The 22,745-nt window shown below is 66.8% G+C and carries 19 protein-coding genes; 2 read left to right on the forward strand and 17 right to left on the reverse strand.

Annotated elements, in window-relative coordinates:
- Genes ACE37B_RS02540 through pyrR form a run of 6 tightly spaced genes read right to left on the reverse strand, consistent with a single transcriptional unit; the run spans window position 1 to window position 8,038 of the window.
- On the reverse strand, window positions 1-906 hold the full coding sequence (locus ACE37B_RS02540) for a dihydroorotate dehydrogenase (RefSeq protein ID WP_409921708.1): 906 nt from the start codon (window positions 904-906) through the stop codon (window positions 1-3).
- The gene (gene carB / locus ACE37B_RS02545; protein ID WP_409921709.1) at window positions 903-4,223 is read right to left on the reverse strand and encodes a carbamoyl-phosphate synthase large subunit; all 3,321 of its coding nucleotides are present in this window, start codon (window positions 4,221-4,223) and stop codon (window positions 903-905) included. Before carB ends, ACE37B_RS02540 begins: the two co-directional genes overlap by 4 nt.
- Window positions 4,223-5,371, reverse strand: coding sequence for a glutamine-hydrolyzing carbamoyl-phosphate synthase small subunit (gene carA / locus ACE37B_RS02550; RefSeq protein WP_409921710.1), 1,149 nt, complete (start codon window positions 5,369-5,371; stop codon window positions 4,223-4,225). Before carA ends, carB begins: the two co-directional genes overlap by 1 nt.
- Complete coding sequence (locus ACE37B_RS02555) at window positions 5,368-6,651, reverse strand: dihydroorotase (RefSeq protein ID WP_409921711.1); 1,284 nt, start codon at window positions 6,649-6,651, stop codon at window positions 5,368-5,370. The genes carA and ACE37B_RS02555 overlap by 4 nt, the downstream gene beginning before the upstream one ends.
- Complete coding sequence (locus ACE37B_RS02560; RefSeq protein ID WP_409921712.1) at window positions 6,648-7,586, reverse strand: aspartate carbamoyltransferase catalytic subunit; 939 nt, start codon at window positions 7,584-7,586, stop codon at window positions 6,648-6,650. The genes ACE37B_RS02555 and ACE37B_RS02560 overlap by 4 nt, the downstream gene beginning before the upstream one ends.
- Window positions 7,583-8,038, reverse strand: coding sequence for a bifunctional pyr operon transcriptional regulator/uracil phosphoribosyltransferase PyrR (gene pyrR / locus ACE37B_RS02565; protein WP_409921713.1), 456 nt, complete (start codon window positions 8,036-8,038; stop codon window positions 7,583-7,585). The genes ACE37B_RS02560 and pyrR overlap by 4 nt, the downstream gene beginning before the upstream one ends.
- A gap of 302 nt (window positions 8,039-8,340) precedes the next feature.
- Between pyrR and ACE37B_RS02570 the strand changes: the two genes are divergently transcribed.
- Window positions 8,341-10,062, forward strand: a complete 1,722-nt coding sequence (locus ACE37B_RS02570; RefSeq protein ID WP_409921714.1) for an N-acyl-D-amino-acid deacylase family protein — start codon at window positions 8,341-8,343, stop codon at window positions 10,060-10,062.
- Window positions 10,063-10,100: 38 nt separating this feature from the next.
- Here the strand turns inward: ACE37B_RS02570 and ACE37B_RS02575 are convergent, their stop codons facing one another.
- The 11 genes from ACE37B_RS02575 to alaS form a co-directional block, all read right to left on the reverse strand.
- The gene (locus ACE37B_RS02575; protein ID WP_409921715.1) at window positions 10,101-11,675 is read right to left on the reverse strand and encodes a DUF2079 domain-containing protein; all 1,575 of its coding nucleotides are present in this window, start codon (window positions 11,673-11,675) and stop codon (window positions 10,101-10,103) included.
- Between the two features lie 39 nt (window positions 11,676-11,714).
- Window positions 11,715-12,122, reverse strand: a complete 408-nt coding sequence (gene nusB / locus ACE37B_RS02580) for a transcription antitermination factor NusB (protein WP_409921716.1) — start codon at window positions 12,120-12,122, stop codon at window positions 11,715-11,717.
- Between the two features lies 1 nt (window position 12,123).
- Complete coding sequence (gene efp, locus ACE37B_RS02585; RefSeq protein ID WP_409921717.1) at window positions 12,124-12,687, reverse strand: elongation factor P; 564 nt, start codon at window positions 12,685-12,687, stop codon at window positions 12,124-12,126.
- 7 nt (window positions 12,688-12,694) lie between these two features.
- Window positions 12,695-13,795, reverse strand: coding sequence for a M24 family metallopeptidase (locus tag ACE37B_RS02590; protein WP_409922880.1), 1,101 nt, complete (start codon window positions 13,793-13,795; stop codon window positions 12,695-12,697).
- A 5-nt stretch (window positions 13,796-13,800) separates the two neighbouring features.
- Window positions 13,801-14,829: a 3-dehydroquinate synthase family protein gene (locus ACE37B_RS02595; RefSeq protein ID WP_409922881.1), complete on the reverse strand. Its 1,029-nt coding sequence runs from the start codon at window positions 14,827-14,829 to the stop codon at window positions 13,801-13,803.
- A complete protein-coding gene (locus ACE37B_RS02600) occupies window positions 14,829-15,359 on the reverse strand; it encodes a shikimate kinase (RefSeq protein WP_409921718.1) in 531 nt (176 codons plus the stop codon). The genes ACE37B_RS02595 and ACE37B_RS02600 overlap by 1 nt, the downstream gene beginning before the upstream one ends.
- 52 nt (window positions 15,360-15,411) lie before the next feature.
- The gene (gene aroC / locus ACE37B_RS02605; RefSeq protein ID WP_409921719.1) at window positions 15,412-16,575 is read right to left on the reverse strand and encodes a chorismate synthase; all 1,164 of its coding nucleotides are present in this window, start codon (window positions 16,573-16,575) and stop codon (window positions 15,412-15,414) included.
- A 126-nt stretch (window positions 16,576-16,701) separates the two neighbouring features.
- Entirely contained in the window at window positions 16,702-17,553 is an 852-nt protein-coding gene (gene aroE / locus ACE37B_RS02610) for a shikimate dehydrogenase (RefSeq protein ID WP_409921720.1), read from the reverse strand.
- Window positions 17,553-18,803: an endolytic transglycosylase MltG gene (gene mltG, locus ACE37B_RS02615; RefSeq protein WP_409921721.1), complete on the reverse strand. Its 1,251-nt coding sequence runs from the start codon at window positions 18,801-18,803 to the stop codon at window positions 17,553-17,555. Before mltG ends, aroE begins: the two co-directional genes overlap by 1 nt.
- Window positions 18,800-19,261, reverse strand: a complete 462-nt coding sequence (gene ruvX, locus ACE37B_RS02620) for a Holliday junction resolvase RuvX (protein ID WP_409921722.1) — start codon at window positions 19,259-19,261, stop codon at window positions 18,800-18,802. The genes mltG and ruvX overlap by 4 nt, the downstream gene beginning before the upstream one ends.
- Window positions 19,258-21,876 (reverse strand): alanine--tRNA ligase, encoded by a 2,619-nt coding sequence (alaS, locus tag ACE37B_RS02625; protein WP_409921723.1) that lies wholly within the window; start codon window positions 21,874-21,876, stop codon window positions 19,258-19,260. The genes ruvX and alaS overlap by 4 nt, the downstream gene beginning before the upstream one ends.
- A gap of 85 nt (window positions 21,877-21,961) precedes the next feature.
- Here alaS and ACE37B_RS02630 point away from each other — a divergent pair, with 85 nt between their 5' ends.
- Window positions 21,962-22,744, forward strand: a complete 783-nt coding sequence (locus ACE37B_RS02630; protein WP_409921724.1) for a hypothetical protein — start codon at window positions 21,962-21,964, stop codon at window positions 22,742-22,744.
- Window position 22,745 lies beyond the last annotated feature (1 nt).

The following is a 22,745-nucleotide window of genomic DNA, read 5'->3' on the forward strand; positions in this document are numbered from 1 at the left end:
TCACGGTAGCGCGCCGAGATCGGCCGTGCGCGCAACCCCACGCGACTGCATCCACTCGACGAGGTCGTCGTGCACGTTTCGCGGTGCGCGCGGGTCGGCGAAGGTGGCCGTACCGACCTGTACGGCGGTCGCTCCCGCGAGCAACATCTCCACCGCATCCCAGCTCGACGCGACGCCACCGACGCCGATGACGGGGAGCTCCGGCAACGCCTGGTGCACATCGTGCACGGCTCGTACCGCTACCGGATGAATGGCTCGCCCCGACAGCCCTCCACCGCCAGCGCCGAGCGTCGGCGACAGCGTCTCGGGGTCGTAGGCCAAGCCGAGGAGTGTGTTGATACAGGTGACCGCCTCGGCGCCGGCTTCAGCGACCGCTGCGGCGACGTCGATGATCCGGTCGGTGTTCGCGCTCAGCTTCGCCCACCGGGGACGGCCGCATGCTGCGGTCGCAGCGACGACGGCAGCCGAGAGTTCGGCGTCGTGAGCGAAGATCGAACCACGACCTTCGAGGTTCGGACACGACAGGTTCACCTCGACCGCCACCACGCTCGCGGGCGCGTCGGCCAACTGCTCGGCCGCTCGGCGATAGTCGGCCAGCGAGCGACCCCAGATGCTCGCGACGACCGTGGCGCCGGTCGCGGCCAATTCCGGCAGCACCGACGCGAGCCAGTACTCCACGCCGGGCCCCTGGAGCCCGACCGCGTTCATCATTCCCTGGGAGGTGGGGTGCAGGCGCGGCGGAGGGTTGCCGTCCCAGGCGTACGGCGCGAGCGACTTCGTGACGATCGCGCCGATCGTGGACAGGTCGAAGTACGGCGCCAACTCCGTGCCGTAGCCGGCGGTGCCCGACGCCGTCATCACCGGCGACGACAACGTCACCGATCCGACGGTCGTCGCCAGGTTCATCCGGAGACACCCGCAGCGTGATGATCCTGCAGGCTCGTCACCGACAGCGGCTGGCCGTGACGCTCGGCGAGGCCCTGTGCTGCCGCGAGCGCAGCATCGACCGTGGTGACGCAACTCACGCGGTGCAGGCTCGCCGCCTTGCGGATCGTCGCCCCATCGGTCCGCCCGATCCTGCCGCGTGGGGTGTTGACCACGAAGCCGATCTTTCCGTCGGCGATCAGGTCGGGGGCCGTGGGCAGATCGAGGTCGTCGTCGCTGCGAGCGCCGTCGTTGTGCACCTTTGCCACGATCTGATCCACCGCCAACCCGAACTTCGCAAGGTAGGCCGCGGTGCCCGCGGTTGCGGCGATGCCGAGTCCGAGCGCCCGAAGCCGCTGCGCGACCACGAGCCCAGCGGGCTTGTCGGGGTCGGCGAGCGACAGGAACACCATGCCGTGGGCCGCCTCGGTCGGCAGCACCGTGCCAGCGGCGAGTTCCGCCTTGTAGAACGCACGACCGAAGGTCGCGTCGATGCCCATCACCTCACCGGTCGAACGCATTTCCGGTCCGAGTGCCGGATCGACCTCCGGGAACCGAGTGAACGGAAGGACGGCTTCCTTGACCGCCACGTGACCGCTCACCGGTTCGGTGAGCAGGCCTTCTTCGCGCAACTCCGCGAGCGTGGCACCGAGCATCACCCGGGTGGCGACCTTGGCGAGCGGGACCCCGGTCGCCTTGGCGACGAACGGCACCGTGCGACTCGCCCGCGGGTTGGCTTCGATGACGTAGACGGTCGTGCCGACGACGGCGTATTGCACATTGATCAGCCCGCGCACGTCGAGCCGCTCGGCGATCGCGCCCGTGTAGGCGTGGATGACCTCGACGACCCACGACGGCAACGTCTGTGGCGGGATCGCGCACGCCGAGTCGCCGGAGTGCACGCCGGCTTCCTCGACGTGTTCCATCACCCCACCGATCAGCACGTCACCGGTGTGGTCGCGAACGGCGTCGACGTCGACTTCGGTCGCATCCGCGAGGAATCGGTCGATCAACACGGGCCGCTCCGCCGAAAGGCCGCCTTCCTTGCCCAGCGATCCGAAGCCGGCGAGCTCCTCCATCGCCGATGCCAGATGATCGCGGTCGTGCACGATCTGCATCGCTCGGCCGCCGAGCACGTAGCTCGGGCGCACGAGGACTGGGAACCCGATGGAATCGGTGATCTCCAGCGCTCGCTCGAGGGTTGCAGCGGTGCCTCCGGGCGGCTGCGGGATCTGCAGCTCGTCGCACATCTGGTTCCACCGCTCGCGGTCCTCCGCGGCGTCGATCGAGTCCGGAGAGGTGCCGGCGACGAGTTCGACGGGGATCTCCCCGGCGAGTTTCAGCGGCGTCTGACCGCCGAGCGAGACGACGATGCGATAGGGCTGCTCGGCGTCGATGATGTTGAGGACGTCCTCCTTCGTCAGGGGCTCGAAGTACAACCGGTCGGACGTGTCGTAGTCGGTCGAGACCGTCTCGGGGTTGCAATTGACCATGATCGTCTCGAAGCCCGCCTCGCGCAGCGCGAACGACGCGTGCACACAGCAGTAGTCGAACTCGATGCCCTGCCCGATGCGGTTCGGCCCGGAACCGAGAATCATGACCTTCTGACGATCGGACGGTCGCACCTCACTCTCGTCCTCGTACGACGAGTAGTGGTACGGCGTCTGCGCGTCGAACTCCGCAGCGCACGTGTCGACGGTCTTGTACGTCGGCACGACGCCGGCCCCGATCCGCCCTGCGCGAACGTCGGCCTCCGACATGCCCCACAGATACGCGAGTTGGGCATCGGCGAACCCGAGCCGCTTCGCTCGCTTCCACGTGCGCGTCGTCATCGCGGCGACACCGAGATCGGCCAACGCCTGCCGCTCCTCGACGATCATCGACATCTGGTCGAGGAACCACGGGTCGATCTTGGTCACCTCGTGGACCTCGTCGACGCTGTGGCCCCGGCGCAGCAGTTCTCCGACCTGCCAGATCCGATCGGGGGTGGCGACCGCTGCCGCTGCGGCGAGTTCGTCGTCGTCGAGCGAGGCGTACTGCTCCTCCCCCGCATCGCAGTTCAACCCGTGACGACCCTGTTCGAGAGAGCGCAGCGCCTTCTGCAAGCTCTCGGGAAATGTGCGACCGATGGCCATCACTTCCCCGACCGATTGCATCTGCGTCCCGAGCACCCCGTTCGTGCCGGGCAGCTTCTCGAATGCCCAACGCGGGATCTTCGTCACGACGTAGTCGATCGACGGCTCGAACGCCGCCGGGGTCGACGACAGCGGCGTGGACGTGATGTCGTTGTCGATCTCGTCGAGGGTGTAGCCGACCGCCAGCTTCGCGGCGATCTTGGCGATCGGAAACCCCGTCGCCTTCGACGCGAGCGCCGACGAACGCGACACACGAGGGTTCATCTCGATGACGACCTGTCGACCGTCGGACGGGTCGACGGCGAACTGCACGTTGGATCCGCCCGTCTCGACGCCGACGCGCCGGATGCAGGCGATCGCTGCGTCACGCATCTGCTGGTATTCGACGTCGGTCAGCGTCTGGATCGGCGCGACGGTGATCGAGTCACCGGTGTGCACACCCATCGGATCGAGGTTCTCGATGCCACAGATGATCACGCAGTTGTCGGCCTTGTCACGGATGACCTCGAGCTCGTACTCCTTCCAGCCGACGATCGACTCCTCGACGAGGATCTCGCTGATCGGGCTGGCGGAGAGACCGTTGGCGGCCATCCGCTCGAACTCTTCGGGGGTGTGAGCGATACCGGTGCCACGGCCGCCGAGGATGTACGCCGGACGGATGATCACGGGCAGACCGATCTCGTCCATTGCAATGCGGGCCTCGACCATGTCGTGCGCGGTGCGGGAGCGACATGATTCGAGCCCGATCTCGGTCATCGCGACCTTGAAGTTCTCGCGGTCCTCCGCCGTTGCGATGGCTTCCGCGTTGGCGCCGATCATCTCCGGCTTGCCCGGCACCCCGATGAGCCCCCGTTCGAACAGTTCCATCGCGATGTTCAGCCCGGTCTGGCCGCCGAGCGTGGGCAGCACGGCGTCGGGCTGCTCCTTGTCGATGATCGCCGAGACGACTTCCCACGTCAGCGGCTCGATGTAGGTCGCATCCGCGAAGTCGGGATCGGTCATGATCGTCGCCGGGTTCGAGTTGGCCAGGATGACCCGGTACCCCTCGTCGCGCAGCACACGGCAGGCCTGCGTACCGGAATAGTCGAACTCGCAAGCCTGGCCGATCACGATCGGGCCGGATCCGATGATCAAGATGGACTCGATGTCGTTGCGCCGGGGCATCACGCACCTGCTTTCTTGGTCGAGGCGAAGGCATCCATCAGGTCCGCGAACTCCTGGAAGAGGTAGTCGGCGTCGTGCGGTCCGGGATTGGCCTCGGGATGGTGCTGGACGCTGAACGCGTGGGCATCCATGGTGCGAATCCCCTGGCAGACATCATCGTTGAGGTTGACGTGGGTCATCGCGACGCTGCTCGGCAGCGTGGCAGCGTCGATCGCGAAGTTGTGGTTCTGGCTGGCGATCTCGACACGATTGGTGATCAGATTCTTGACGGGCTGGTTGGCGCCGTGATGGCCGAAGGGCAACTTGATCGACGACGCGCCGAGCGCCATGCCCAGCAGTTGATGCCCGAGACAGATCCCGAAGATCGGCACCTTCCCGAGCATCTCGGAGATGGCTTCGACCGCGTACGGCGCCATCGCCGGGTCGCCCGGGCCGTTCGACAGGAAGACTCCGTCGGGGTCACGGGCCAAGATGTCGGCAGCGGTCGTACCGGCGCTGACGACCTCGACACGGCCGTAGCGGGCCAGGCTGCGGGCGATGTTGCGCTTCATCCCGAAATCCATCGCGACGATGGTGCGCTGGCTCTGCGGGTCGAGTGATTCGATCGTGTAGCCAACCGGAGTGGTGACCGTGCGCACGAGGTCGACGCCGTCGGTTCCCGGCTCCGCGCGTGCTGCCGCGAGCAGCTCGGCCTCCGATGCCGTGCCGAACGCGCCGGGGATCGCTCCGGTGTCGCGGATCACGCGGGTGAGACGGCGCGTGTCGATGCCGGCGATGCCGGGCACCCCGCGTTCGAACAGCAGGGCGCCCAGGTCGGCTTGGGCTCGATGGTTGCTGCGTCGGCGAGCGAGTTCGCGCACGACGACACCGCGACAGAACGTTCCGACCGATTCGAAGTCGGTCGCATTGATGCCGTAGTTGCCGATGTGCGGCGTGGTGAACGTGATGATCTGGCCGGCGTAGCTGGGGTCGGTGATGACCTCTTGGTAGCCGGTCATCGCCGTGTTGAAGACGACCTCGCCGGTCGCGATCGGCACGATCGCGCCGAAGAGTTCACCTTCGAAGACCTGGCCGTCGGCGAGGACGAGTTGGCCGTCGACCGGTGGAGGGGTCGACGAAGCCCTGGGGGAAGTGGCTGGTGTGTTCATCGTGTGGGGGTTCCGTTCTCGACGACGACGTCGCCGTGCAGGATCGTGTGGGTGGTTCGGCCGGTCAGGGGGATGCCGACGTAGGGGGTGTTGCGACTCTTGCTGGCCAACTGGCTCGGCACGACCTCCCAGCGGACGTCGGGGTCGAGGATCGTGAGGTTGGCCGGCTCTCCGGGCTCGATCGGACGCCCGTGGACGTCGTCGATCCCGGCGATCGCCGCCGGCTTCCACGACATCGCCGCGATCACGTCGGCGAACGGCATGTCGAGGTGCGCCAGGCAGACGCCGAGCGCGGTTTCGAGGCCGAGCATGCCGGGCGGGGCCTGGTCGAGCGGCTGTTCTTTCGACTCGGGTACGTGCGGCGCGTGATCGGTGGCGATCGCGTCGATCGTGCCGTCGGCGAGACCACCGCGGACGGCGTCGACGTCGGCCATCGTGCGCAGCGGCGGGTTGACCTTGTAGATGGCGCTGTACGAACGAAGGAGCTCGTCGGTCAGGCTGATGTGATGTGGCGTGGCTTCGGCCGTGATCGGCAGACCATCCGCCTTCGCCGCCCGCACCAACTCGACGCTCTTGGCGGTCGACAGGTGCAGGAAGTGTGCAGGTGCGCCGGTGAGACGCACCAGCTCGATGTCGCGGTGGACCATCAACTCCTCCGCCAGCGACGGCCAGCCGGGGAGCCCGAGGTGGCTGCAGCAGTCGCCTTCGTGCATCACGGCACCGGCGGTGAGCCGCTCGACCTCACAGTGCTGCGCCATCGTGATCCCGAGACCGAGCGCGTACTCGAACGCCCGACGCATGAGCAGCGGATCCTGCACGCCGTTGCCGTCGTCGGTGAACAGCTTCACGCCAGCGGCTGCCAACTCTGCGAAGGGTGTGAGCTGGGTGCCCGCCCGCCCGACGGTGATCGACGCCGACGGATACACGTCGCACAGGCCGGCTCGTCGGCCCTGTTCGCGCACGAACTCGACGACGCCGACGGAGTCCTGGGTCGGGTCGGTGTTGGGCATCGCGACGACAGCGGTGTAGCCGCCCTTGGCCGCTGCACGCGACCCGGTCTCGATCGTCTCGGCTTCCTCCTTGCCCGGTTCGCGCAGGTGCGTGTGGAGATCGACGAACCCCGGCGACAGGACCCGTCCCGGCACATCGAGGTGCTGCTCGTCGGACCGTGGGGCGAGTTCGGCTGCGACCTCCACGACACGTCCTGCGGCCACGCGCACGTCGGCGCGCCGTTCTCCTCGCTGATCGACGAGGGTGGCACCGGTGATGAGAAGACTCATGTGGGGGTTCCTTCCGAGAGGGTGGACTCGCTGCCGAGCAGGTCGAACAACACGGCCATGCGCACGGCGATGCCGTTGGTGACCTGTTGCGTGATGACTGCGCCGGGAAGTTCGGCCGGGTCGACCGCGATCTCGACGCCACGGTTGATCGGGCCGGGGTGCATCACGAGTGCGTGCGGCGCGAGCCGGGCGGCGCGGGCAGCGGTGAGACCGAAACGCGCCGTGTACTCGCGCGGTCCGGGAACGAGCGCCTCGGTCATCCGTTCGTTCTGCATGCGCAGCAGGTAGAGGACGTCGAGGTCCTCGATGATGTCGTCGAGGCGATCGGTGGTGTGCTGGTGGACGACGGGCGGTAGCAGCGTGCGCGGGGCGACCCAGGTGACATCGGCACCCATCGCGCAGAATGCTGCGGTCGTGGATCGAGCCACCCGACTGTGCTTGATGTCGCCGACGATCGCCACCCGGAGTCCGTCGAACCCGCCCGTGCGATTGAGCGCCGTGCGGATGGTGAACATGTCGAGCAGCGCCTGGGTCGGATGTGCGTGCCAACCGTCGCCTGCGTTGATCACCGACGCGTTCGTCCAGCCGTCGACGAGCCACGGAGCGCCGGTCGACGCGTGCCGGATGACGAACGCGTCGACACCCATCGCCGCGATCGTCTCGATCGTGTCCTTCAGGCTCTCGCCCTTCTTCAGACTCGACTGCGACACCGCGAAGGTCATCGTGTCGGCCGACAGCCGTTTGGCAGCGGTTTCGAAGCTGAGTCGGGTGCGGGTCGAATCCTCGAAGAAGACACTGCAGACGGTCTTGCCACGCAGTGCGGGCACCTTCGGGTTCGGTCGCCGGTTGACCTCTGCCATCGTGTCGGCGAGTTCCAGGATGCGGTGGACGCCGTCGGCGCCGAGTTCGTCGATCGACAGCAGCGAACGGCTCACGAGATCACCACGCCGTCGACGCTCACCTCGACCGACTCGGCACTGCTGGTCGGCAGGTTCTTGCCGACGTAGTCCGGTCGGATCGGAAGCTCGCGATGGCCACGGTCGACCAGCACGGCCAACTGGACCGACTTCGGACGTCCGTAGTCGGACAGCGCATCCAACGCTGCTCGGACCGTACGCCCGGTGTACAGCACGTCGTCGACGAGCACGATGGTGGCGCCGTCCACGTCGAAGCCGATGTTGCTCACGGCGGCGGGCGACACCGGGCGCAGACCGATGTCGTCGCGGTAGAGCGAGGCGTCGATCGAGCCGACCGGCACGGCGACCGCTTCGTCGATTCGGGCGATCTCGCTGCCCAATGCGTCGGCCAACCAGACGCCTCCGGTCTGGATACCGATCAGCGCCACGTTGTCGAGGCCCTGGTTTCGTTCGATGATCTCGTGTGCCATCCGAGTCGTCGCTCGGCGCACATCGTCAGAGCCCAAGACGGTCTTGGGCTCCCGCTGCTCACGGGGTGATGTCACGTTGTCCTTTCCGTTCGAGCCTCTCCGGACTCGCTTCACGGGCAGAACCGCAACCTAGCAGCTCCCCCACCGCCCCGACAATCGCCCGTCAATCCGGCGTCAATCTGGTGTCAGACACCACGTTGATCTGGTGGTCAATCTGGTGTCAGACACCACGTTGACGCCACGGTGGGTGGTCGGCGGGTGGGGCGGCGAGCCGGGGCGGGGCACGAACTACGGTGGGTGGCATGCACGATCTCGTGATCACCAACGCTCGATTGGTCGACGGGTCCGGTTCGCCCGCACGCACCGCCCACGTCGCCCTCGACGACGGGATCATCACCGCCGTGGTCGACGCCGGTTCCGGATCCAGCCCTGGTCCTGCAAGACGGACGATCGACGCTGACGGGCTCCTGCTGACGCCCGGATGGGTCGACGTGCACACCCACTACGACGCTCAGGCGAGTTGGGATCCCTATCTCACGCCGTCGTCGTGGCACGGCGTCACCACCGCGGTCATGGGCAACTGCGGCGTCGGTTTCGCCCCGGCCGCACCCGACCGTCACGAGTGGCTGATCGAACTGATGGAAGGCGTCGAAGACATCCCGGGTTCAGCGATGACCGAGGGCATGGAGTGGCAGTGGGAGAGCTTCGAAGAGTTCCTCGACGCCCTCGACGCCCGTGACTACGCGATCGACATCGGCGCCCAGATCGCCCATGGCCCCGTTCGCGGCTACGTGATGGGCGACCGGGGTGCAGCGAACGAACCGGCGACCGCCGACGACATCGCGGCGATGTCACAGATCGTCGAACGTGCGTTGCGAGCCGGTGCACTCGGGTTCTCGACGTCGCGCACTCCCCTCCACCGGTCGCTGTCGGGCGAGCTCGTGCCCGGCACGACGGCGAGTGCCGACGAACTGTTCGGCATCGCCGACGCACTCGCTCGCGTCGGGCACGGCGTGTTCCAGTTCGCTCCCGAGCACGCGGACGTGCCGACGGCCGAGTGGCCGTGGATGAAGGAGCTGGCGCGTCGCACCGGCAGGACCGTGAGCGTCAACCTCAACCAGCCCAACAGCGCACCCGACCTGTGGCGCGACGTCCTCGGTCTGCTCGACGAGGCCAGCGCCGAAGACGTACCGATCGTCGCACAGGTCGCCGGCCGCGTGGTCGGCTTGCTGATGTGTCTCGAAGGCAGCTTCAACCCGCTCGACTTCCACCCTGCCTACGCGCCGATCCGTGATCTTCCCCTCGACCAACGGGTTGCGGCCCTGTCACGAGCCGACGTGCGCGACGCGCTACGCATCGAACCCGACGACGGCGGACTGTTCCGCAAGGTCGTGCTCGACAAACTCGACGCCTGGTGGACCGTGGCCGACGGTGACATCGACTACGAACCCGACGCGAGCGAGTCGATCGCCGCGGTCGCGGCACGCTCGGGCGTCGACCCGATCGACCTGATCGTCGACCAACTGTGCGCGCACGGCGGTCACGGGATGATCCTCACGCCGTTCTTCAACTACGCGTACGGCGACCTGTCGTTCCAGTACGAAGCGCATCAGCACCCCTCCACCCGCATGGGCCTCGCCGACGCCGGCGCCCACTGTCGCGTGATCTGCGACGGCGGTACCCCGACGTTCATGCTGACGCATTGGACTCGCGATCGCCGCCGCGGCCCGACGCTCCCGCTGGAGTTGATCGTGCACCGTCAGACCCGCCAGACCGCCGAGCTCTACGGACTCGGCGACCGCGGCCTGGTCGCTCCGGGCAGGCGTGCCGACCTCAACCTGATCGACTACGACCGGCTCACCTTCGGGCCACCCCGCATGGCCTACGACCTCCCCGGCGGGGCTCGGCGGCTCGTGCAGAAGGCCGACGGGTACGTCGCGACCTTCGTCGCCGGCACGCAGACCGTCGCCGACGACGAGTTCACCGGCGACCTCCCCGGTCGACTCATCCGCGGCCCGCGCTGAACCGATCCAACGAGTCGCCCGCAGGGCAACTCGCTCCATCACTCGCGTGGCGGCGGGAGCGGCACGTCGAAGTCGCGTTCGTACAGGATCCAGTGATCGTTGATCTCCACGAGGTCGAACGCCGACTCGATCAACAGCCAGTCGTCGACCGGGTACGCATCGGTGGTCACCGGCAACACGACGTACTCGACTCGTTCGGCCCGCTCGGGTATCCGGGGGCCGTCCACGTTCCCGTTGGGGCCGTAGAGCACCGCTCGGAACGGGGTCGGAAACTGGTAGATCTCGTGTCGATGTGCGATGTGGGGAGTGATGCGATAGTGCGCCGACACGATCGCATCGGCGGGGATGTCCTCGACGATCGCGTGCCCGGCCTGCGCCCACGGGTTGTTCGGGTTGCCGTAGAACAACTCCGTGCGACCCCACGGCACCGGTGACCACAAGTAGGTCGTCCACAGCGAGGCGACCGCCAGTACACCCATCGCCGCGGCCCGAACGGGCACGCCGCGCCACCGTCCCTCACGGAGCGCCCCGATCGCGTGCACGGTGCCGAGGCTGAGCGCTGGCACCGCTACGAGGCTGTAGTGGTACTCGATCTGATACTGGTACCAGAACGTGCTCAGGATGTTCGTGAACATCACCAAGGCGCTGATCAACGCGATCCAGGGGAGGCGGACGAACAGCCACGCCACCGGAGCGGTCATCTGCCAGAGGTACCAGGGTCGGTCGTCGCTGCGCAGATGCTCGGCAAGCGCCGTCGGGTTCGTGACCGCGGTGTCGATGATCCGCCATCCCGCCCGAATCGTGCTGTCGTCCGGCTGGCTGAACGGCAGCCGCCACGTGTTGCGCGTCGGCACACCGATGAGGCTGCGCATCACGACGAACATCGCGACAGCCATGAACGCCACACTGCCGAGCACGGTCGCGATACCGATCTTCCAGTCTCGCTTCACGGCCACCCACACGCCCATCGGCACGAGCACGAGCGAGGCGTCCTCCTTCACCGACAGTGCGAGGACGACCGACACGAGGTACCAGCGCCAACGACGTTCGAGCGCGCAGTAGATCGCGAACCCGACGAACACGCCGAGGAACGAATCGGGATGAAAGTTCTCCAGGTTGGTCCAGCCGATCGCCGGGTGCAGCAGATACGCCGTAGCGACAATCAGCGCGTACCACTCGCTGCCGAGGCGTTTGCGTCCGTACAAGAACACCGGCAGCGCACCCAGCCCGATCACGAGCGACTGCGAGAAGAACAGCACGCCAGCCGCTGGCCAGATCCAATAGAACGGGACGAGCAACAACAGGATGAACGACGTGTGGTCGCCGAACAGGTTGCGGCCCATCAGCGTCACGAACGGCGCGTCGCCCTGAGACAGCAGCCAGACGCCCTGGTCGTAGAGCGCCGAGTCATAGCTGGCGGTGCCGAGCGCGTGATGGATGTCGAGTGACCGCTGCGTGAAGTACCAGACGTAGATCAGGATCACGCCGGCGACGAGGACCTGCGGAGCGGTGGCGACGAACCGCTCGGCGGTCTCGGAGCTCTCTTCGTCGGTACCGTCCGAGGCGCCGGAGGGTTCCGCCTCAGGCGCGTCGGCGTCGACGAGATCGCTCACCGCACCAGTCTGACAAGAACCGCGCCGCCGCGGGCGGCATCACCGCCGGAGTTCGGAGGCGAGCGCTGCCAAGACACCGTTGACGAAGCGTCCGCTGTCGTCGGTCGAGAACTGCTTGACCAACTCGACGGCCTCGTCGAGCACCACCGCGACCGGTACGTCGGGGCGACCTGCCAGTTCGAAGGCACCGATGCGCAGCACGTTGAGGTCGATGACCGGCATACGCGCCAGGGTCCACCCGGTCGCCTTGGCGTCGATCGCTGCATCGAGGCGTTCTTGGTGTTCCACCACGCCGCGCACGATCAGTTGCGTCAACTCGTCGGGTTCGATGACCTGCAGTTCGATCGCCTCGATCGGCGTGATGCCTTTGGACTGCGCTTCGTACAGCAGATAGAGCGCTCGTTCACGCGCGTCCGATCGCTCGTCAGGACGCGGGATCGACGCCACGTCAGACCCGGGTCATGTATTCGCCGGTGCGCGTGTCGACGCGCACTTTGTCGCCGATCTCGATGAACAACGGCACCTTGATCTCCTTGCCGGTGACCAGCGTCGCCGGCTTGGTACCACCGCTGGAGCGGTCGCCCTGGAGGCCCGGCTCGGTCATGCCGATCTCGAGCTCGACCGAGGCTGCGATCTCGACGCCGATGATCTCGCCGTTGTAGAACGCGATCTGCGCCATCATCTGCTCGCTCAGGTAGTCGACCACGGTCCCCAGGGCCACCGGCGGCACCGCGACCTGGTCGTACGTGCTGGTGTTCATGAAGATGTAGTCGGTGCCGTCGTTGTACAGGTACTGCATGTCCTGGCGGTCGACGATGGCCTGCTCGACCTTGATGCCGGCGTTGAACGTCTTGTCGATCACCGCTCCGGTGCGCACGTTGCGGATCTTGCTGCGCACGAACGCACCGCCCTTGCCCGGCTTCACGTGCTGGAACTCGATCACCTGGAACAGGGTGTTGTCCAGTTCAAGCGTGATGCCGTTCTTCAAATCGTTGACGGAGATCTGGGGCATGGTTCGTTTACAACTCTCGTTTGGGTGAGTGCGTCAGCACCCGATGACCGGACTCGGTGACGACAACCAGATCTTCGATCCGGAATCCGCCGAAGCCGCCACGATAGAGCCCCGGCTCGACGGTCACCACCATCCCAGCGGCGAGCACATCGTCGCTTGTCTGGGAGTGGAACGGCAGCTCGTGGATGTCGAGGCCCACCCCGTGCCCGGTACCGTGCAGATACCAGTCGAGATACCCGGCCTCGTCGAACACGCGTCGACAGGCGTCATCGACGGATTTCGCTGCCACACCGGCCGCGACGGCTTCGAGTCCGGCGCGCTGCGCAGCGACGACGAGACCGTAGATCTCCCGCTGTTGCTCGGTCGGATCACCGATCACCCACGAACGGGTCATGTCGGAGTGGTAGCCGTCGAGGAGCGCCCCGACATCGATGATCACCGTGTCGCCCTCGACGATCGTTCGACGGCTCGCCGAGTGATGCGGCCGAGCGGCGTGCTCAGTGCCCGACGCGACGATCGTGTCGTAGGAGCGGTCGTCGGCTCCGTGGAGGCGCATCCGGTACTCAAGCTCGGTGCGCACGTCGTGTTCGCTCAGCGGATGGTCAACGGCATCCATCAGCATCGGCTCCACGTCGGCCAACGCCGCGTCTGCCGCTCGTGCTGCACTCTCGATCCGGGCGATCTCCGCTTCGTCCTTGATCTGTCGCTGCAACTTGACGAGTGAGCCGGTCGGTTCGAGCGCGACCTCGCATGCCAGGCGAGCCCATGACGAATGCGATGTGGTCGACGCATCGAGCGCAACAGCGCTGTTGCCGGACAAGGTGTCGACCAGACGCTGGTGCAGCCGGGGCGCATGCTGTTCGACGATCACGGTTGCGGCGATCGACGCCGTCTCGGCGCGTGCCCGGTCGCCGTAGCGACCATCGGTCCCGAGCGTCACGCCGTCGGCGGTGACGACCACCCATCCGTTGGACCCGGTGAAGCCGGTGAGCCACCGCACGTCGGTGAGATCGAGGAACAGCAGAGCGTCACACCCGTTGCCGAGCGGGCCATCGGCGAGCCGCAGCGTGAGCCGTTCGACTCGAGAGACGTGGTCGATCGGCGTCATGTCGCTCACGAGTTCAAGAAGCCGACGAGGGCTCGTTCGACGGGCGACCGGTCGACGCCAGCGACGACCTCGACGCCGTTCGGCCCATCGAGCACGAAGGTCAAACCGTCGAGGGCTTTCTTGTCTCGCCCCATCAACTCGATCAAGCGATCGGCGTCGAGTCCGGCCGGAGGAGTCGTCGACAGCCCGTACTCGCCCGCCACGACGTCGAAGTGTTCCACAACGCGAGCGTCGTCGATACGGCCCATCTCTCGCGCCAACTCGGCGGCGAACACGAGCCCGATCGCGACGGCCTCGCCATGCGCCAACCGGTGCTCGGTCGCGGTTTCGAGCGCGTGCGCAAGCGTGTGGCCGTAATTCAGAAGCGCCCGACGACCACCTTCGCGTTCGTCGGACGCCACGACCTCGGCCTTGATCTCGATACAGCGCGCCACGCGTTCGTCCAGGTCCATCGCAAGGAGATCGTCGCCGGTCAGGAAGTGGTACTTCGCCATCTCACCGAGTCCGCACCGTCGCTCACGCTCCGGCAATGTGGCGAGTGTGTCGAGGTCACACACCACGCCAGTCGGCTGCCAGAACGCGCCGACGAGGTTCTTGCCTTCCGGCAGATTGACGCCGGTCTTGCCACCGATCGCCGCGTCGACCATTCCCAGCAACGTGGTCGCCACATGGATCACGGGCGTTCCCCGATGCCACGACGCCGCGGCGAAGCCCGCCACGTCGGTCACCATGCCGCCTCCCACACCGATGACGACGTCGTGGCGGGTGAGCCCCATCCGAGCGAACGAGCGTGTCAGTTGCTCGATCGTCGCGAGCGACTTGGCTCCCTCCCCCACCCCGATCTCGATGATCTCGACCGAATGATCGGGCAACCAGGCGCCGATCTCGCTGAACTGCACCGGTATTCCTGCCTGCGTGACGACGGCGGTACGACGCACCGACGCTGGGAGGAGGTCGGGCAGTTCACCGATGGCGCCGTGGCCGACCACGACCGGATACGAACGGTCGGCGAGCGGAACGGTGACATGGCGCATCACGCGCAACACCTCAGCACGGCACCGGCGACCTCGTTGATCGAGCGATGATCGACCGACACGATCGCGTCGGCCACTTGCTTGTACAGATGCTCTCGAGACTCGAACATGGCGCGAAGTGTCGTTTCCGGATCATCGTCGAGCAGCGGCCGATGCATGCCGTTGCGAACCCGGTCCAGCAGCAGGTCGACGTCGGCCAGAAGCCAAACGACGTGAGCGTCACTGTCGGCGAGCAGCGTTCGATTGGCCGGCGACAGCACGACGCCTCCAGCAGCGGCGATGACCGACGGCTCGTCGGATGCGAGCGCTTCATCGAGCACCTCGGTCTCGAGCGCGCGAAAGGCCGGCTCGCCTTTTTCGTTCCAGATCTCGCGAACCGTTCGTCCGCTGCGTCGCTCGATCATCTCGTCGGAGTCGAGCAGTTCGCGTCCGAGCCGCTGCGCCAGCACTCGGCCGACCGACGACTTGCCCGCACCCATCATGCCGACGAGCACGATGTGCTGCTCGGCGCACTCCCACGTCTGCGTCATCTCGTCATACCTCGACCATCGCCTCGTCCGTCACTTCGACCATCGCCACGGACTACAGCGTCGCTGCGAACGCTTCGGCGTTGCGGACGAACTCGTCGACCGAGTCGCCGCCGAACTTGCGCTGCGCTTCGCCAGCCAGGACCAGCGACACCATCGTCTCGGCGACGACGCCCATCGCAGGAACCGCGGTGACGTCGGTGCGTTCCTTGAACGACACGCCCGACTCCTTCGTCTCGGTGTCGACGGTGGCGAGGGTCGGCTTGTTGAGCGTCGCCAGCGGCTTCATCGCTGCACGAACCACGAGCAGTTCACCGGTCGACATGCCGCCCTCGGTGCCGCCGGCCAACGTGCTGCCCCGGCGGTAGGCCTTGGCATCGGCGTCCCACGAGATCGGGTCGTGTGCTGCACTTCCCCGCCGGCCCGCCACTTCGAACCCGTCGCCGATCTCGACGCCCTTGACCGCCTGGATGCTCATCACGGCCTGCGCCAGCATCGCGTCGAGCTTGCGGTCCCAGTGCACGTGGCTGCCGAGGCCGACCGGAACCCCGAAGGCGAGCACTTCGACCACGCCACCGAGCGAGTCGCCCTCTTTCGCGCAGGCCTTGATCTCGGCGATCATGTCGTCGGTCGCGGCGAGGTCGAAGCAACGGACCTGGCTGTCGTCGACGCGGTCGAGTTGATCGGGCGTCGGACGCGCGGCACCATCGGGGACGCGAACGCTTCCCATCTGGATCACGTGCGAGATCACGTCGACCCCGAGCGTCGACAGCAACGCCTTGGCCACCGCGCCGGCAGCAACCCGCGCGGCGGTTTCGCGGGCGCTGGCCCGTTCGAGCACGTCACGGGCGTCGGTGAAGCCGTACTTCTGCATCCCGGCGAGGTCGGCGTGGCCGGGTCGCACCTGCGTGAGCGGCGCCTTGGTGGCACCTGGCGCCGGGTCCATCTCGTCGTGCCACTTGTCGCTGCGGAACCACTCGGTGTTCTTGATCTCGATGGCCAACGGCGAGCCGAGCGTGCGACCGTGACGGACACCGCCGAGCAAGGTGAGATCGTCGACCTCGAAGCGCTGACGCGGTCCGCGGCCGAATCCCAGGCGACGGCGAGCCATCTCGGCTTGGATCTGCTCGACGGTGATCGCAAGACCGGCCGGGAGTCCCTCGATGATGACGACGAGGGCCTGACCGTGCGATTCGCCTGCTGTCAGAAACCGGAGCATCCAGCGAGCCTACCGGCGCCCCGTCGCGCCGTAGAAAGGTCATCGTGCCAGGCACCATGACCTGCCCCCATGACCTCCCCTGGCCCAGAAAGGACATCGTGCCTGGCACCACGGCACACCGCGAGGTCAGCGGCGTGCGAGTTCGTCGAGGGCGGCTCGTCGCATCGCTGCCGTGTCCACCACGGCGTCCGGGCCGAGCCAGATTCGTTGCTGCGCGGCCGCTTGATGCACGAGCATGCCGAGTCCGTCGATCGTTCGGGCGCCGACGTCTCTGGCCCGTACCAGCCACGGCGTGTCGAGCGGGTGGTACACGAGGTCGGCGACCACCTGACCCTCGTGCAGCAGCGTCGGGTCGCAGGCGAGATCGCGGTCGTTCGCCGTCGCCGGGTCGACACCCATACCCACGCTGGTCGCGTTGACGACGATGTCAGCGCGCGTGATGTCGCTGAGGATCCCGACCGACGCCCGCGGCGTGAGGGCCGCCGCCTGCTCGGCGCGCTCGTGGCTCCGGTTGAGCACGGTGATGTCGAGCGATCCGGCACGCGCGAGCGCGTCGATGACGGAGCGTGCTGCCGCTCCTGCGCCGATGACCGCCACTCGTGCGCCCGCCGGGTCGACTCCGTCGTCGTGCAATGACGCGACGAAGCCGGCGCCGTCGGTGCTCGACCCGACCAGTTCGTCGCCATCCCAGCTCACCGTGTTCACCGAGGCGAGTGCGCGAGCGGCTGGATCGAGGCGGTCGACGGCGCGGAACACGGCCTCTTTGTGCGGCATCGTCACCGACAGCCCGCTGATCCCGAGCAAGCGCATCGCCGACAGCGCCTCGTCGGCCTTCCCCGCTGGCACGTCGAACGCCACGTACGACCAATCGATACCGGCTGCAGCGAACGCGGCACGATGGATCGCCGGCGACAAGCTGTGTACGACCGGCGAACCGATCACGGCAGCCAGCCGTCCGGTTCCGGAAGGAGCGCGCATCAGTCCAGCAAGCCGTCGGCGGCGGCCTGCGCCACGTTCGCGTTGTGCTGTTCGCCGGTCGCGGCGAACACGTGGCTCCCGTCTTCGTCGGCCAGCACGTAGTAGAAGTAGAAGCACTCGTCGCGGTCTTCGGGCGGCAACACCTGGCAGATCGGGTCACCCGGCGCGGGATTGGGCGCCGGGTTGAGCGCGGCACGAATCGAGGCTCGCCCCGGGCTGGCGATCGGTGTCGCCGGCAACGCGTCGATCAGGTAAGTGTTCCACGGCGACGGGATCTGACGAAGCTCGCGGAACGGGAGATCGGTGTCGAGTCCGAGTTGGTTGCGCCCGTAGAGCACCGCCGCGTCGATCTGCAGCCGGAACGGGTTGTCAGGGTTGGCTGCCGTGACAGCGAGGCGGTTGTGGATGACGCGTGAGATCTTGGCGCGGTCTTCCTCGACCCTTGCTTCGCGTTCGATCATCGATGCGATGATCAGCGTCTCGTACGGCGTCCGGCCGAGCGCAGCACTCTTGGCAACGATGTCCTCCTGTGCGCCCACGCGCTCCATCAACGCGATCATCCGCTCGATCACCTGCGCTTCGGACTCGGCGTTCGACACCTGGTACGTGTCGGGAAAGAGCAAGCCTTCGAGCGAGGCAGAGCCGGGCGGACTCCAGATCGATCGGATCGACGGGTCAGATGCCGCCTCGACGAATTCGGCAGCGGTCAGTCGGTCGACCGATGATTCGAGTCGCTGAGCCATTCGATCGATGGTGAAGCCTTCGGGGAACGTCACGCGGCTGTAGGTCTGGCCAGGCGGCGTGCGGAGACGACCGAGCACGTTGCCCATGTGGTCGTTCGGTCGGATCTCGTAGTACCCGGGGGTGAGTTCGATCCCGCCGTTGCGATCGACGTACCACTCGAACACGCTGGCGTCCGATACGAGTCCGGCCTCTTCGAGGCGAAGCGCCAGCGACTCGACGTCGTCAGTATCGTTGACGGTGAAGCTGACGCGGTCGCCCGGCTCGCCGTCCGGGTTGATCTTGCCGAGGTACCACCAACCGACCCCACCAGCGATCAAGATGGCGACGACGGCCACGACCATCGAGCCATAGACGAGCCACTTGATCGGTCGGGTCTGGCGACGCAGGCGCTCCACCGTGCCCGTGCGATCGGCGTTGTCCCACGGGTCGGTCGGCCAGTCGAGTGCCGGACGATCGTCGGGATCGATCTCGGCTTCGGGTAGCAGCGGGTCGAGTTTGGTGGTCACGGGGTCGTCCCCCACGTGTTACGACGGTGATCGAGCCAGGCTTGCAGCATCACCGCCGCTGCGACCTTGTCGACGACCTGGCGACGCTGCTTTGCGTCGAGGCCGGCTTCGAGCATGCCGCGTTCGGCGGTGACCGTGGTGAAACGTTCGTCGTACATCTCGACCGGCACGCCGACGACGCTAGCCAGCTGGCGTGCTTCCTTGGTGGCAGCTCGGGCCGCCGGGCCGTGGGTGCCGTCCAACGACAGCGGGAGCCCGACCACGACGACCTCGCACTCCTCGATGCGCACCAACGCTGCAATCGCCTCGTGGTCGTGTCGACGGGACTTCGATCGATGCACCGTGGTCAGCGCCGAGCCGATCGTGCCGGACAGATCGGACACGGCGATGCCGATGCGCTTCGATCCCAGGTCGACGCCGAGGGCTCGAACGCCCGGGATCCGCGGTGCTGCGCTCAAGCGAACGACGAGATCGCGGCCGCAGCGCGAGCGAGCGCCTCGGGGATGCCGGACGGGTCCTTGCCCCCGGCGGTCGCGATGTCGCCCTTTCCGCCGCCACCGCCACCGACGGCACGGGCTGCGTCTTTGAGCAGGTCGGATGCTGGCTGCGTACTGCCGGGCGGTACCGCAGCGACCAGCGCCACCCCACCCGTCGGCGTCTCCCCCGCCAATACGACCAGGTGCACGCTCGGTTGCTGACGAACGGCGATGGCCAGTTCTCGCAGATCACCCGGCGTGAGTCCGTCGACCTGCGTGACCACCACGCCGTCGTTCGCGATCGCGGCGATCTCGGTTGCGCGCCCCATCGCGAGCTGTGACCGAAGCGCCTTGATCTCGTCGTTGAGCGACTTGATCTCGTCGAGCTTGCGTTGCACGCCGCCAGCGAGATCGTCGGCATTGGTCCCGACCATTCCGGCGACGTCGGAGATCAACCGCTCGTCGCGCTGCAGCAACGCGACGCTGTTCGCTCCGGTGAACGCCTCGATTCGACGCAGGTTCGATCCGATCGACGATTCGCTGATCACCTTGATCGTGCCGATGTCGCCTGTCGCACGCACGTGCGTGCCACCGCACAGTTCGACCGACGCGCCAGCTTCGAGGACGCGAACGATGTCGCCGTACTTGTCGCCGAAGAACGCGATCGCTCCCAACGCTTCGGCTTCGTCCTTCGTGGTCTCGAACGCTCTCGCCGGTGTGTTGGCGAGGGTCTCGGTGTTCGACAGGCGCTCGATCTCGAGGATCTGGTCGGCGGTGACCGCGTCGTAGTGCGAGAAGTCGAAGCGGAGGCGGTCGGGGCCGACCCACGAGCCCGCCTGCTTGACGTGATCGCCGAGGACCTGACGCAGCGCGTGGTGCAGCAGGTGCGTCGCGGTGTGGTTGCGGCGGATCGCATCGCGCCGCTCGACGTCGATGGTGGCCGTCGCGACCTGACCGGCCGTGACGACTCCGTCGACGATGCGCGCCGTGTGGCGACGCAGCGAGGGCAACGCAAACGTCGTGTCGAGTACTTCGGCGCGGCCGGTGTCGGTGACGATCGCGCCGGTGTCGCCGATCTGACCACCGGATTCGGCGTAGAACGGCGTGCGGTCGAGGAAGATCTCGACGATGCCGTCGTCGGCCTCCATGACCGCGAGGACGCGACTCTGCGCCTCGTTGTCGCTGTAGCCGACGAACTCGGTGACGCCGAACTGCTCGACGACTTCGCGATAGCCGTCGAGCGTGGCGTCGTCGACCGCTCCCTTGGCCGCGGCTTTCGCACGTTCACGTTGCGCGGTCATCTCGGTCGTGAAGCCGGCGAGATCGACCTCCACGTTGCGTTCGCTGGCGATCTCCTGGGTCAACTCGAGTGGGAACCCGTAGGTGTCGTGGAGCAAGAACGCGGTCGAACCCGACAGCACCTCGGCCTCGTCGTCATCGCTGAGCGAGGTGTCGAGGATCGACAGCCCGTTCTTCAACGTGTGACGGAAGCGCTCCTCTTCCTTGGCGATGACACTGACGATGAAGTCCTGGTTCTTGCGCAGATCCGGGTAGGCGTTCGACATCACGTCGATGGCGACCTCGGTGAGCTGTGGCATGACCAACTTGTCGGTCCCGAGGAGGTAGGCGAAGCGCACCGCGCGTCGAAGAATGCGTCGCAGCACGTAGCCACGGGCCTCGTTCGACGGGAAGACGCCGTCGTTGACCAACATCGCGCCGGAACGAGCGTGCTCCGCGAGCACGCGCAGGCCAAAGCTGTCTCGGTCATCGTAGTCACCGACTCGGTAGGTCTTGCCGGTGAGCGACTGTGCGGCGTCGATGAGCGGCTGCATCAGATCGGTTTCCCACACCGAGTCGACACCCTGCTTGAGCGCGAGGATGCGTTCGAGGCCGGCCCCGGTGTCGATCGACGGCTTGGGTAGCGGCGTGCGCGAGCCGTCGGCCGCTTGGTTGAACTGCATGAACACGAGGTTCCAGAACTCCATGAACCGGTCACCGAACGGATCGCCGAGCGGTCCGCCGTCCGGCCCGAACGCGGGACCCCGGTCGATGTGGAGTTCGCTGCACGGGCCGCAGGGGCCCGTATCGCCCATCTGCCAGTAGTTGTCCTTGTCGCCGAGGCGCTGGATCCGCTCCATCGGCACACCGACCTCTTCGTGCCAGATCGCCTCGGCCTCGTCGTCGGTCTCGTGGACGGTGACCCAGATCTGGTCGCCATCGAAGCCCCAGCGCTCGGTCACGAGTTCCCACGACCACGGGATGGCCTTCGACTTGAAGTAGTCGCCGAAGCTGAAGTTTCCGAGCATCTCGAAGAAGACGAGGTGTCGCTTGGTCCGTCCGACGTCGTCGAGGTCGTTGTGCTTGCCGCCGGCCCGAGCGCACTTCTGCGAGCTGACCGCTCGCTCGTAGGGCGGTTGCTCGTCGCCGACGAAGTAGGACTTGAACGGCACCATGCCAGCGACGTTGAACATGACGGTCGGATCGTGCGGGATCAGACTTGCCGACGGCACCACCGTGTGGTCCTTCTCGGCGAAGAATCCCGTGAAGGAGTCACGGAGTTGATCCGCGCTCATCGGCGTGTGCGTCCCACTGGTCATACGGCCTGGAATCCTACCGACGACGGATCGCCCGCCGCCGCGATGTTTCCCCAGCCTGCGAACGACCGGGATAGCTTCGGTCTCGATGTCGAAGCCGCCGGAGGATCTGCACGAGTGGATCAGTTTCGACGATCCCGACGAACACCGAACGTGGGTCTTCGATGCGACGTATCTGCGCTCGAATTACACCTGCATCTACGGCTGCGGTTGCCAGGGCATCCTCGACGAACCAGCGACCGATTCGGCGTTGGGGTGCTGCAGCTTCGGCGCGCACTTCGTCGACGCCGACGACCTCGCCAACGTCGAGCGCCACGCCGAGCGGCTCCGACCCGATCACATGCAGTTCCACGCAAAGTTGGCCAAGAAGGGTTTCACCACGCAGGGGGATCGTGACGCCGACGGTGAGCCGACGATGCAGACACGACTCGTCGACGACGCGTGCATCTTCTTGAATCGTTCGGGCTTCGCGGGAGGCGTGGGGTGTGCGCTGCACATCGCCGCCGTCGAAGCAGGCGAACGACCGCTCGACTGGAAGCCGCAGGTGTGCTGGCAGGTGCCGCTGCGACTGGAGCACTCATCGGACGAGTCCGGTCACGTCACCTCACGGTTGCGCGAGTGGAAGCGGCGCGACTGGGGCGAAGGCGGTGCCGATTTCGGGTGGTGGTGCACCGAGGAGCCGGACGCGTTCGTTGGCGCCGAGCCTCTGTATCGGAGTGCGCGAGACGAGATCGTCGAACTGGTCGGCGCTCGCATCTACGAGCTCATGGCCGCGCAGATGCAGAGATCCGAATGGGTTCCGCTTCCACATCCTGCGCTGCGCCGAGCCACCTCCTCCGGTGAGTCCGCGCAGCCCGAACCGTCGTCCTGAG

It is taken from the genome of Ilumatobacter sp. (assembly GCF_046290335.1).
Taxonomy (GTDB): domain Bacteria; phylum Actinomycetota; class Acidimicrobiia; order Acidimicrobiales; family Ilumatobacteraceae; genus Ilumatobacter_A.

What these genes read in the sequence shown, in the direction of transcription:
- ACE37B_RS02630 (WP_409921724.1), top strand. Translation starts at nt 21,962, where the DNA reads ATGTCGAAGCCGCCGGAGGATCTGCACGAGTGGATCAGTTTCGACGAT.
- alaS (WP_409921723.1), bottom strand. Translation starts at nt 21,876, where the DNA reads ATGACCAGTGGGACGCACACGCCGATGAGCGCGGATCAACTCCGTGAC.
- aroE (WP_409921720.1), bottom strand. Translation starts at nt 17,553, where the DNA reads ATGCGCGCTCCTTCCGGAACCGGACGGCTGGCTGCCGTGATCGGTTCG.
- aroC (WP_409921719.1), bottom strand. Translation starts at nt 16,575, where the DNA reads ATGCTCCGGTTTCTGACAGCAGGCGAATCGCACGGTCAGGCCCTCGTC.
- carA (WP_409921710.1), bottom strand. Translation starts at nt 5,371, where the DNA reads ATGAACACACCAGCCACTTCCCCCAGGGCTTCGTCGACCCCTCCACCG.
- carB (WP_409921709.1), bottom strand. Translation starts at nt 4,223, where the DNA reads ATGCCCCGGCGCAACGACATCGAGTCCATCTTGATCATCGGATCCGGC.
- ACE37B_RS02600 (WP_409921718.1), bottom strand. Translation starts at nt 15,359, where the DNA reads ATGACGCAGACGTGGGAGTGCGCCGAGCAGCACATCGTGCTCGTCGGC.
- ACE37B_RS02590 (WP_409922880.1), bottom strand. Translation starts at nt 13,795, where the DNA reads ATGACGCCGATCGACCACGTCTCTCGAGTCGAACGGCTCACGCTGCGG.
- efp (WP_409921717.1), bottom strand. Translation starts at nt 12,687, where the DNA reads ATGCCCCAGATCTCCGTCAACGATTTGAAGAACGGCATCACGCTTGAA.
- ACE37B_RS02570 (WP_409921714.1), top strand. Translation starts at nt 8,341, where the DNA reads ATGCACGATCTCGTGATCACCAACGCTCGATTGGTCGACGGGTCCGGT.
- ACE37B_RS02595 (WP_409922881.1), bottom strand. Translation starts at nt 14,829, where the DNA reads ATGCGCCATGTCACCGTTCCGCTCGCCGACCGTTCGTATCCGGTCGTG.
- ACE37B_RS02540 (WP_409921708.1), bottom strand. Translation starts at nt 906, where the DNA reads ATGAACCTGGCGACGACCGTCGGATCGGTGACGTTGTCGTCGCCGGTG.
- pyrR (WP_409921713.1), bottom strand. Translation starts at nt 8,038, where the DNA reads ATGGCACACGAGATCATCGAACGAAACCAGGGCCTCGACAACGTGGCG.
- ACE37B_RS02555 (WP_409921711.1), bottom strand. Translation starts at nt 6,651, where the DNA reads ATGAGTCTTCTCATCACCGGTGCCACCCTCGTCGATCAGCGAGGAGAA.